Origin of the sequence: Bradyrhizobium sp., assembly GCF_049581145.1 — a bacterium.
In the GTDB taxonomy this organism is placed as follows: domain Bacteria; phylum Pseudomonadota; class Alphaproteobacteria; order Rhizobiales; family Xanthobacteraceae; genus Bradyrhizobium.
In genome coordinates this window covers 1-8999 of record NZ_JBAURI010000543.1, presented here as the reverse complement: position 1 = coordinate 8999, position 8999 = coordinate 1, and the positions used below count along the sequence as shown (strand labels likewise).

The window sequence follows — 8999 nt, the reverse complement described above, 5'->3', positions numbered from 1 at the left end:
GCGCTGCTGGCGATCAGGACCGGACCGCTGCCGAGCCGTTCCCGCGCCCAGGCCAGCGCGGCGCGCGCCTCGTCCTTGCCTCCAACCACACGTTCGGGATCGAGATGCCGGACCGGCATGATCTTTTCGGCGTTCGCGATCTGCCCCAGTGTCGCCTGCGAGCAGCTGCCGGCGAGGCAGGCCGCCGGTCCGCCGACCGGCAACTCCACCGTGTCATCCGCGGCCTCGCGCTTGCCGCCGGCCGCGGCCACCAGCGTGCGCGCGAGCCCAAGCCCGATGCCGGACGCACCGACCGAGATGCGATGCTCCAGCGCAACGGCGCCGATGGTTTCGAGATCGCGGTCGAACACCGCATCGATGATAGCAGCACCGAATCCATCTGCCGCGAGCTCGGCAAGCCGGACGCGGACGGCATTCACCCCGCGCGCCACGACCGCGAGCGCGACCAGCCCGATTCTGGTCTGGCTCTGCCGCGCCAGCACCCGCACCAGATTGGAATCATGCATCGGATTGAGCGGGTGATCCCTGAGCGGGCTTTCGTTCAACGGAACCGCGCCCACGAACAGGTTGCCCTGATAGACGGTGCGCCCGGTTTCCGGAAATGCCGGCGTCACCAGCACGATCTTGTCGCAGGAATCTTCGCGCAGCGCGTCCATCACCGGGCCGATATTGCCGGCGTCGGTGGAATCGAAGGTCGAGCAGATCTTGAACAGCACATGCGCGGCGCCGCGGCCGCGCAGCCATTTTTCCGCTGATCGCGAACGGGCGACCGCAAGCTGCGGCTCGATCGAGCGGCTTTTCAGCGACACCACCACGGCGTCGACGTCCGGCAACGCCAGATCGTCGGCGGGCACGCCGATGGTCTGCACCGTGCGCAGGCCGGCGCGGGTCAAGGTGTTGGCGAGGTCGGAGGCGCCGGTATAGTCGTCGGCAATGCAGCCGAGTTTCAGGGTCACGGTCTTGCTCCCGCGTAAGGCTTGAACCAGCCAAGGCCGTCAGTGGTCCTGCCGCGCGGATTGTATTCGCAGCCGACAAAGCCGCCATAGCCGAGCCGGTCGAGCTCGTCGAACAGGAACGGATAATTCAGCTCCTCGCCATCGGGCTCGTTGCGCGACGGGATGCTGGCGATCTGGATGTGGCCGATGATCGGCATCATCTCGCGCAGGCGCGTGGTGACGTCGCCATGGATGATCTGGCAATGATAGATATCGAATTGCAGTTTCAGGTTCGGTATTTTCAGTTCCCGGATCAGGTCGCGCGCAAAGCCGAAATCGTTGAGGAAATAGCCGGGCACGTTGCGCGGATTGATCGGCTCGATCACGACGTCGAGGCCGTGGGGCGCGAAAAACTCCGCGGCCCAGGCCACCGATTTATAGAACGCCTCCACCGCCCTGCGGTCGCCGCGGTCGGCGATCCCAGCCATCAGATGCAGCCGCTTGACCCCGGTCGCCTGCGCGTAGGGCAGCGCGGTCTTCAGGCTCTGCTGCAGATCGGAAAAACGCTCGGGCAACGCCGCAAAGCCTTTTTCGCCGGCCGCCCAATCGCCGGGTGGCAGGTTGAACAGCGCCTGGGTCAGGCCACAGCTCTTCAGCCGCTCGCCGACGGCATCGGCGGGATGCTCATAGGGGAAGAGGAATTCCACCGCGGTGAAACCGGCTTTCGCCGCCGCATCAAAACGGTCGAGGAACGGCACTTCGGTGAACATCATGGAGAGATTGGCGGCGAAACGGGGCATGGTGCGTCCTCTTGTTCAGGTCTGTTTCGGCTCGCCCGGCAGTGCCGTGCCGGTGATCCGCGCATAGATCCGCGCCACCGAGGCATCGTCGTCGCGGCCCATGCCCGATGCCGCCGTCATCAGGAACATCTGCAGCGCCGCAGCGGCGACCGGTACCGGAAACCGCGCGCTGCGCGCCATGTCCTGGATGATGCCGAGGTCTTTCACGAAAATCTCCACCGCGCTGCGCGGCGCATAATCGCCGTCGAGCACATGCGGCATACGATTCTCGAACATCCAGGAATTGCCGGCGGAGGCGGTGATGACCTCGTAGACTTTCCGGATGTCGAGCCCTTGCCTGGCGGCAAAGGTGATCGCCTCCGATGCCGCGGCGATATGCACGCCGGCGAGCAGCTGGTTGATCATCTTGAACGCGGCGCCCTGGCCTGGCGCATCGCCGAGCTCGTAGAGCTTGGCCGCCATTGCATCGAGCGCGGGCCTCGCCTTGGCAAACGCCGCGGGACTCCCGGACGCCAGGATGGTGAGCTCGCCCTGCGCCGCGCGCTGCGCGCCGCCGGAGATCGGCGCGTCCAGATAATGCCGTCCAGTCGCTTCCAACTGCTTGGCGAGCTTGCGCGCGACGTCGGGGTCCATGGTGGCCGAGGAGATGAGGACAGCCTCCTTGGGCAGCGTTTCGGCGACGCCGTCCGCGCCGAACAGGATCGCCTCGGTCTGCGCGCCGTTGACGACGACACTGACCACGATATCGGCCGCGTGAGCGGCTTCGGCCGGCGTCTTGGCGCCCTTGCCGCCGTCCTTGACGAACCGCGCCACGCTGTCGGCTGCGACATCGCAGCCGGTGACCTCAAAACCCGCGCGCCGCAGCGAGGTCGCCATGCCGAAGCCCATCGAGCCGAGGCCGATGACGGCGATCTTCGGTTTTGCGGTATCAGACATGCAGCACTTCCCTTTGGTCGCTTGGCTTCCCCTCGGCCGATGGACGACGGCCTTGGCCTCTGGGTATCACGGCTTGGCCGTGCTGCCAAAGCATGAGACAACGCGAAAAAAGGACACCGCCATGAGTGAAATCACGGTCCAGGAAACCAGGCTGCGCGACGACATCTGCCGGCTCGGTCGCTCGCTGTTCGAGCGCGGGCTGACGCCGGGCTCGTCGGGCAATATCAGCGTCAGGCTCGATGACGGCGGGACTCTCGTGACGCCGACCAACGCCTCGCTCGGCTTTCTCGATCCAGCCAGGCTGTCGCGGCTCGATGCGCATGGCAGGCTCGTCTGCGGCGACGCGCCGACCAAGGAGGTGCCGCTGCACGACGCGCTGTATCAGACTCGCGGCACAGCGGCCGCGGTGGTGCATCTGCACTCGACCCATTCGGTGGCGCTGTCGATGCTGCCCGAGATCGATCTCCGCGCGGCGCTGCCGCCAATGACCGCGTATTATCTGATGAAATGCGGCGCCACCGCTCTCGTGCCGTATTATCGTCCGGGCGATCCGGCGGTCGCCGACGCCATCAAGGGCCTCGCCGGCAACTATTCATCCGTGCTGCTGGCCAATCACGGCCCGGTCGTCGCTGGCGACACGCTGGAAGCCGCAGTGTTCGCGATCGAGGAACTTGAAGAGACCGCAAAACTCTATCTGCTGCTGCGCGGGCTCAACCCGCGCTATCTCTCGGCTGAGCAGGTCGCGGATCTGACGAAGGTGTTTGGGCTGTCGTTGCCGGAAGATGGGCCGTCGCACAGATAGCAGCCGTAGAACAGCTCCATCCGCGTCATTCCGAGTGCCGCGAAGCAATCCATGCTAGCGCCGAGCGAGGTGCCTGATGGATTGCTTCCTCGTTTGCGCGCCTTGCGATGGACGCCGTATCGCGGAAATTGTGTCCGGACGACTACAACCGCCGAGAGCCGCGCGTCGTCGCAAGCCTCGCGCGAGTCAATCTTGAGTTCGGCGACCGCGGGCCGGCTCAAATGCCTGCATATTGAGATATCTGCTTAAAATTACGGCAAGGCTGGCCAGCGCGCATACAGTCTGCGACGCCTTGGACGGTTCCCGCCCGGACGCGCCAACCAAATGGCGGGCCCTGCCGCGACTGCTGCTCCGACCTCACCGAAACTTGAAGCATGAAGCTTTGACGGGAAGGCCGGCGGTCACGGCGCGCGCGTCCACGCCGGCCGCCTTGGCATACCCGTTGCAGATGCTTTGCGGCTTTAGGGGTGGTCGAAACCCCGGCACTACGGGCGGGATCAGGGATGACGACCGGCGCAGCGTTGGAATTGGTGCAAGTGACGAAGACCTTCGGCCACGTCACCGCCGTCGATGCGATCAACCTGAGGATTGCGGCGGGCACCTATTGCTGCCTGCTCGGGCCGTCCGGCTGCGGCAAGACATCCACGCTGCGCATGATCGCCGGTCATGAATCCGTGACATCGGGCGACATCATCGTCGGACCGAAGAACGTCACGGATCTGGCTCCGGCGGAACGCTCGACGGCGATGATGTTCCAGTCCTATGCGCTGTTTCCACATCTGTCCGTGATCGACAACGTCGCCTTTGCGCTGAAGATGCGGGGCGTCGCCAAGGCCAAGCGGCATGCCGAGGCCAGGAAGCTGCTCGAGCTGGTCGACATGCAGGCCCATGAAGCGCGGCTGCCGACCCAGTTGTCGGGCGGCCAGCAGCAGCGCGTGGCGCTGGCGCGGGCCTTGATCACCTCGCCCCAGATCCTGCTGCTGGACGAGCCGCTATCGGCACTGGACCCGTTCCTGCGGCTGCGCATGCGCGCGGAACTGAAAAGGCTGCAGCGCGAGCTCGGCATCACCTTCATCCATGTCACCCATGGTCAGGACGAGGCCATGGCGCTGGCCGATCTCGTGGTGCTGATGAATGCCGGACGGATCGAACAGCAGGGCACGCCGCGCGCCATCTTCAACCATCCGCGCACGGAATTCACCGCCAAATTCATCGGCGGCCACAACGTCATTGCCACAGGCGGCGAGACTTTCGCGGTTCGCAACGATCGTCTGACACTGAAAAGGCCGGACGAAGCCGTCGATGGTCCGAGGATCGCCGGCACCGTCATCGACGTCGAGTACCAAGGCACCTATGTCATGGTCGCGATCACGGCCGACGACGGCACTGACATCAACGCCCAGCTCTCTGAAAGCCAGTTCGACGCCGCCAATTACGCGGCCGGCGAGCGCGTGGTCGCCACCTGGAATCCCGCGCTGGCAAATCTGCTGAAGACCCGCCCTTCCACGTCCGTCGCGTCACCTGAACCGGTGGCCTGACATCCATCCTTGTCTACCTTTGTCCACCCTTGGAGACGACCATGACCGATCGATCGAAAACCACCAAAGGCATCAACCGCCGCACTTTGCTGAAAGGTACCGCCGGCATCGCCGGATTTGCCGCAGGCTCCGGCGCGATCACCGGATTTCCCTATGTGCATTCCGCCGAGGAGAAGGTGCTGCGCTATCTCGGCACAGCAGTGAACGAAGGCGACGCCATTTCGAAGAAGTGCCTCGAAGACACCGGCATCAAGATCGAATACATCACGGCGACGACCGACGATGTGACCAAGCGCGTCATCACCCAGCCGAACTCGTTCGACGTGCTCGATACCGAATTCGTCTCGCTGAAGAAGCTGGTGCCATCCGGCAACATCTTTCCGCTCGACGCCAAGAAGATCAAGGAGTTCGACAATATCACGCCGGTGTTCACCAAGGGCGAATTGCCGAGCGGCAAGAAGATCGGCAGCCAGGGCACCGCGCCCTGGAAGGTGCTCTATCTCGAGGGCGCGAATTCCAAGACGTTCTCGGCCAAGCCGACCGACTACATCACGCTGATCCCGACGGTCTACAACGCCGATACGCTCGGCATCCGGCCGGACCTGATCAAGCGGCCGATCAATTCCTGGGCCGAACTGCTGAACCCCGAATTCAAGGGCAAGGCCGCGATCCTCAACATCCCCTCGATCGGCATCATGGATGCCGCGATGGTGATCGAGGCCACCGGCCAGCACAAATACGGCGACAAGGGCAACATGACCAAGCCCGAGATCGATCTGACGATGAAGGTCTTGACCGAAGCCAAGCAGGCCGGCCAGTTCCGTGCCTTCTGGAAGGACTTCAACGAGTCCGTCAACCTGATGGCCGCGGGCGAGACCGTGATCCAGTCGATGTGGTCGCCGGCGGTCACCAAGGTGCGCTCGATGGGAATCCCCTGCACCTTCCAGCCGCTCAAGGAAGGCTATCGCTCCTGGGCGTCGGGCTTCTGCGTGTCGAAGGCGGTGTCCGGGCCGAAACTCGAATGGGCCTATGAGTTCGTGAACTGGTTCCTGTCGGGCTGGGCCGGCGCCTATCTCAACCGCCAGGGCTATTATTCCGCCGTGCTCTCCACCGCCAAGGCCAACATGACGGCCGACGAGTGGGGCTACTGGATGGAGGGCAAGCCCGCTGCCAGCGACATCAAGGCGCCGGACGGCACGCTGCTCGAAAAGGCCGGCGCGGTCCGCGACGGCGGCTCCTACGAGGATCGGATGGGCGCGGTCGCCTGCTGGAACGCCGTGATGGACGAGAACGACTACATGGTCCGCAAGTGGAACGAGTTCATCGCCGCCTGATGATTGGCTCCGGGCTTGTCGCGCAGATCGCGCGCGGCAAGCCCAATTCCGCAAGCAAGTTCAGGGATCGGCCCTTCCATGATGCAAGACCGCAGGTCCATCACCTGGCTGCAGGCCGGCCCGATGATGCTTGTCTTCGCGCTGTTCTTCCTGCTGCCGCTGGTGCTGGTCGCGATCGTCAGCGCCTGGGATTACAACGAATACGAGATGATCCCGGCGTTCAGCCTGCGCGGCTACACCGATACGTTCGAGGGCTGCATTGCCGATCTGCCGGAGCTGTGCACGATCCTGAAGACCTATCTCAACACCTTGAAACTGTGCTTCCTGACCTGGGGCCTGACACTCATCATCGGCTTCACGGTGGCCTATTTCCTCGCCTTCCACATCCGCACCAAGACCTGGCAGATCGTGCTCACGCTGCTCTGCACGATTCCGTTCTGGACCTCGAACGTGATCCGCATGATCGCGTGGATTCCGCTGCTCGGCCGCAACGGCCTGGTCAACAAGGGGCTGGAGGGCGCCGGCCTGATCCATCAGCCGGTGGAGTGGCTGTTGTTCTCGGAATTCTCCGTGGTGCTGGCGCTGGTGCATCTGTTCACCTTCTTCATGGTGGTGCCGATCTTCAACTCGATGATCCGCATCGACAAGCGGCTGATCGAGGCCGCCTATGACGCCGGCGCGACCGGCTGGCAGACGCTGGTCAACGTCATCATCCCGCTGGCGAAGCCCGGCATCGTCATCGGCTCGATCTTCGTGGTGACGATCGTGATGGGCGATTTCGTCACCGTCGGCGTGATGGGCGGCGAGCAGATCGCATCCGCCGGCAAGATCATCGAGACGCGCCTCGGCGCGCTGCAATTCCCGGCCGCCGCGGCCAACGCGGTGATCCTGCTCGGCATCACGATTTTGATCATCTCCGCGCTGACCCGGATCGTCGACATCCGCAAGGAGCTGTAGCGATGGGCGAGAAGCGGCCGCGATCCTTCTATCTGCTCGGGGCGTTCTTCTTCGCCTACGTGTTGTTCCTGTATGGACCGATGTTTGCGATCTACGTTCTATCGTTCCAGGGGCCCGAGGGCGGCCTGACCTTCCCGATGAACGGCGTATCACTGACCTGGTTCGAGAAGGTGCTGGCGGGCGGCGGCATCGTCGACATTGGCGCCGCCTTCAGGCGCTCGCTGGAGCTTGGCCTCGTCGTCATGGTGCTGACGGTCGTGCTCTCGGTCGCGGCCGGCATGGCGTTTCGCCGCTCATTCCGCGGCGCCTCGATTTTGTTTTATACGGCGATCGCCAGCCTGATCATGCCCTCGATCATCACCTCGCTCGGCATCGCCCTGGAATTCCGCCTGCTCGACGATTTCATCATCAAGCACGGCTCGGATGTCGGGCTCGGTGCCTGGGCCTCGAGCTGGACCACGGCGATGGGGCTGTTCACCTCCGGCCTCGGCGCGCATCTGACCTGGACGCTGCCGTTCGGCCTCTTGATCATGTTCGCGATCTTCAACCGCTTCGACAGCCGGCTCGAAGAGGCCGCCCGCGACCTCGGCGCGACGCCGTGGCAAACCTTCCGCCATGTCGTGCTGCCGATCATCCTGCCGTCGGTCGTCGGCATCGGCCTGTTCGGCTTCACCCTGTCATGGGACGAACTGGCACGTTCCAGCCAGGCGATCGGCTCTGTCAATACGCTGCCGCTCGAATTGCAGGGCCTGACCACCACCGTCACGAAGCCCGACATCTATGCGCTGGGAACGTTGACCAGCGCGGTTTCGTTTCTGGTGATTTTCTCCGCGCTGGTCGTCATTCTTGTGCTGCAGGCCCGGCAGCGGCGCCACGGCTCCGATGCCGGCAAGGGCATGGTGTAGCGCAGGAGCGGACGGCATTGCGCATTCTCATCGTCAATCCGAACACCACGGCTGCGATGACCGAGACGATCGGCCGGGCCGCCCGCACGGTTGCAGCGCCCGGGACGGAGATCCTCGCGGTCAATCCGGCGGACGGGCCGGTCTCGATCGAGGGCTATTACGATGAGGCGTTTTCGGTGCCGGGCCTGCTGGCCGAAATCGCCAAGGGTGAATCGCTCGGCGTGTCTGCGCACATCATCGCCTGTTTTGACGATACCGGCCTCGAGGCCGCGCGCAGCCTCGCTTCCGCCCCGGTGATCGGCATCGGGGAAGCGGCATTTCACCTGGCCGCGATGCTGGCGCATCGCTTTGCGGTGGTCACGACGCTGTCGCGCTCGATCGCTGCGATCGAAACCAATCTCATGAAATACGGCCTCGCCGCGCGCTGCGCCCGGGTGCGCGCCTGCGAGATCCCGGTACTGTCGCTGGACGATCCCAATTCCAACGCGTCCGAACAGATCGGCGCCGAAATCGAACGCGCCAAGCATGACGACCGCGCCGAGGCCATCGTGCTCGGCTGCGCCGGCATGGCCGAACTCGCCGCGCGCCTGACCGACAAGCACGGTCTTCCCGTGATCGACGGCGTCGCCAGCGCCGTCAAGCTCGCCGAGGCCTTCGGCGCGCTCGGCCTGAAAACCTCGAAGATCGGCGCCTACGCCGCGCCGCGGCCGAAAACCTATCTCGGATCGTTCGCACCGTTCGCGCCGCGTTGAGGTTGCTGAATGAACGTCATGGCCGGGCTTGTCCCGGCCA

At 64.3% G+C, this 8999-nt stretch carries 8 protein-coding genes and 1 pseudogene; 6 read left to right on the top strand and 3 right to left on the bottom strand.

Features of this window, described 5'->3' with window-relative positions:
• The 3 genes and pseudogenes from otnK to ltnD form a co-directional block, all read right to left on the bottom strand.
• Positions 1–956: 3-oxo-tetronate kinase (gene otnK / locus WCB02_RS17765; protein WP_423959974.1), on the bottom strand; the 956-nt coding region annotated here is incomplete at its 3' end.
• Positions 953–1735, bottom strand: a complete 783-nt coding sequence (gene otnI, locus WCB02_RS17760) for a 2-oxo-tetronate isomerase (RefSeq protein ID WP_423959972.1) — start codon at positions 1733–1735, stop codon at positions 953–955. The genes otnK and otnI, both read right to left, overlap by 4 nt.
• Positions 1736–1750: 15 nt before the next feature.
• A pseudogene (gene ltnD, locus WCB02_RS17755) lies at positions 1751–2674 on the bottom strand (L-threonate dehydrogenase); the annotation flags it as partial.
• A gap of 118 nt (positions 2675–2792) precedes the next feature.
• Here ltnD and WCB02_RS17750 point away from each other — a divergent pair.
• The 6 genes from WCB02_RS17750 to WCB02_RS17725 all read left to right on the top strand — a co-directional run bounded on the left by WCB02_RS17750 (position 2793) and on the right by WCB02_RS17725 (position 8959).
• The gene (locus tag WCB02_RS17750; RefSeq protein ID WP_423959970.1) at positions 2793–3473 is read left to right on the top strand and encodes an aldolase; all 681 of its coding nucleotides are present in this window, start codon (positions 2793–2795) and stop codon (positions 3471–3473) included.
• Positions 3474–3976: 503 nt separating this feature from the next.
• Positions 3977–5011 carry an ABC transporter ATP-binding protein gene (locus WCB02_RS17745; RefSeq protein ID WP_423959969.1) on the top strand — a complete coding sequence of 345 codons (1035 nt, stop codon included), beginning with the start codon at positions 3977–3979 and terminating at the stop codon, positions 5009–5011.
• Positions 5012–5052: 41 nt separating this feature from the next.
• Complete coding sequence (locus tag WCB02_RS17740; protein ID WP_423959968.1) at positions 5053–6345, top strand: ABC transporter substrate-binding protein; 1293 nt, start codon at positions 5053–5055, stop codon at positions 6343–6345.
• A gap of 78 nt (positions 6346–6423) precedes the next feature.
• Positions 6424–7302, top strand: a complete 879-nt coding sequence (locus tag WCB02_RS17735) for an ABC transporter permease (protein ID WP_423959966.1) — start codon at positions 6424–6426, stop codon at positions 7300–7302.
• 2 nt (positions 7303–7304) lie between these two features.
• Complete coding sequence (locus tag WCB02_RS17730) at positions 7305–8207, top strand: ABC transporter permease (protein WP_423959964.1); 903 nt, start codon at positions 7305–7307, stop codon at positions 8205–8207.
• A gap of 17 nt (positions 8208–8224) precedes the next feature.
• Positions 8225–8959: an aspartate/glutamate racemase family protein gene (locus tag WCB02_RS17725; RefSeq protein WP_423959962.1), complete on the top strand. Its 735-nt coding sequence runs from the start codon at positions 8225–8227 to the stop codon at positions 8957–8959.
• The last annotated feature ends 40 nt before the right edge of the window (positions 8960–8999 follow it).

Coding starts and splice junctions, on each gene's coding strand:
- otnI (WP_423959972.1), bottom strand. CDS start 1,735: ATGCCCCGTTTCGCCGCCAATCTCTCCATGATGTTCACCGAAGTGCCG.
- WCB02_RS17750 (WP_423959970.1), top strand. CDS start 2,793: ATGAGTGAAATCACGGTCCAGGAAACCAGGCTGCGCGACGACATCTGC.
- WCB02_RS17745 (WP_423959969.1), top strand. CDS start 3,977: ATGACGACCGGCGCAGCGTTGGAATTGGTGCAAGTGACGAAGACCTTC.
- WCB02_RS17740 (WP_423959968.1), top strand. CDS start 5,053: ATGACCGATCGATCGAAAACCACCAAAGGCATCAACCGCCGCACTTTG.
- WCB02_RS17735 (WP_423959966.1), top strand. CDS start 6,424: ATGATGCAAGACCGCAGGTCCATCACCTGGCTGCAGGCCGGCCCGATG.
- WCB02_RS17730 (WP_423959964.1), top strand. CDS start 7,305: ATGGGCGAGAAGCGGCCGCGATCCTTCTATCTGCTCGGGGCGTTCTTC.